1 protein-coding gene is annotated in these 1448 nt (G+C 58.6%); it reads left to right on the top strand.

Features of this window, described 5'->3' with window-relative positions:
• The coding region (locus NP596_RS21360; RefSeq protein ID WP_256617399.1) for a type II secretion system protein GspD at positions 1-1323 on the top strand (1323 nt) is incomplete at its 5' end.
• Between the last annotated feature and the right edge of the window lie 125 nt (positions 1324-1448).

Genomic DNA, 1448 nt, shown 5'->3' with positions numbered 1-1448 from the left:
GGCGGCGGCATGGGCGGTTATGGCGGTGGATTTGGAGGCGCGGGCGGCTTCGGCGGCGGCAATGCCGGCGGATTCGGTGGCGGCTACCGCGGCTACGGCAATAACACCAATTACTACGGCGGCCGCAATAACGCCGGCAACAACCGCTACGGCATGGGGGGCATGGGCAATTTCGGTTATCAGGAACGCGTGCCCGGCGACTTGAGCGTCGACCAACTGGAGCAACTGTCGGCGGATAGCGGCGACGGCAAGCGCGTGGAAGCCGACAAACTCAGCGAAGTATCCGGCATGAATAAAGTCGTGTTCGTCACCGTCAACAGCGAACACAACCAGCTCATCGTCAAAAGCAGCGACCAAGGCATCCTCAAATCCATCAGCAATCTGGTGGAACAGATGGACATTCCGCAGACCCAGGTCATGCTGGAAATGAAGATCATCGACGTCAAGGTGGGCGAAGACTTTTCCTCGCTGTTCAATTTCGAAATCAAAAATACCAAAATCCAGGGCGACAGCCTCAACCCGCTGATCATGGGCGGCGCGGCCGCGCTGACCGGCGGCGGCAGTTTCGTCTACGAATTCGTCAGCGACAAGGTCAAGGCCAATATCGAATTCCTGGAGAAAAACAACCGGCTGAATGTGGTCTCCAACCCGATGCTGGTGGCTTCCAACCACCGACCGGCCTCGCTGTTCGTCGGCGAAGAGCGCATCATGGTGCGCGGCTACTCGGTCGATAACGTCGACAACATCAACACCACCCGCACCATCACCACCCCGGAAACCGAGCTGGAAGAAATCGGCACCACCCTGCAGATCATTCCGCATATCAACGACGACGGCAGTATTCAGATTCAAATGCTACAGGAAAACGCCACGCTCAACGAAGCCGCCGCCAATATTCCGATAGCGGACACCATCAACGGCAGCGTCTTGAATTTGCCGGTCGACACCATCACCACCGCCCGCATGCAAGGCGAAATCTTCGCCAAACACGGCTATACCGTGGCGGTCGGCGGCCTGATCCGCGACAGCTTTTCGCGCAACCGCCGCAAGGTGCCGTATCTGGCCGACATTCCGCTGCTGGGCAATGTGTTCCGCAATACCGAAGATACCGAAAGCAAATCGGAAATGGTGTTGCTGATCACGCCTTACATTCTCAACGAGAAAAACGACCGCCACCGGCAATACGATCCCACCGGCCGTTACCACCAATATGCGCCGGATATTTCCATGCAAGCCAAGCCGGTGCCCCAGCCCGAACACCCGGAAGCCCCGGCCTGCGGCCAATACTGCGCGCCGCCCAAACTGCGGAATTCCGATTTATGAAACGCAAGATCGCATCCTGGTTCCCTGGCTCCGCCGTGGCAAGCCATACCCGTTGGGTAGGGTGGGCGCGCTTTATGTGCCCACGCGCAACCGATGCCATCGCGCGTGGGCAAAAATGCCCACCC

Origin of the sequence: Methylomonas rivi (assembly GCF_024505165.1) — a bacterium.
Lineage (GTDB): Bacteria > Pseudomonadota > Gammaproteobacteria > Methylococcales > Methylomonadaceae > Methylomonas > Methylomonas rivi.
The sequence above is the reverse complement of the archived record's forward strand: the minus strand, read 5'-3'. Positions and strand labels throughout refer to the sequence as shown.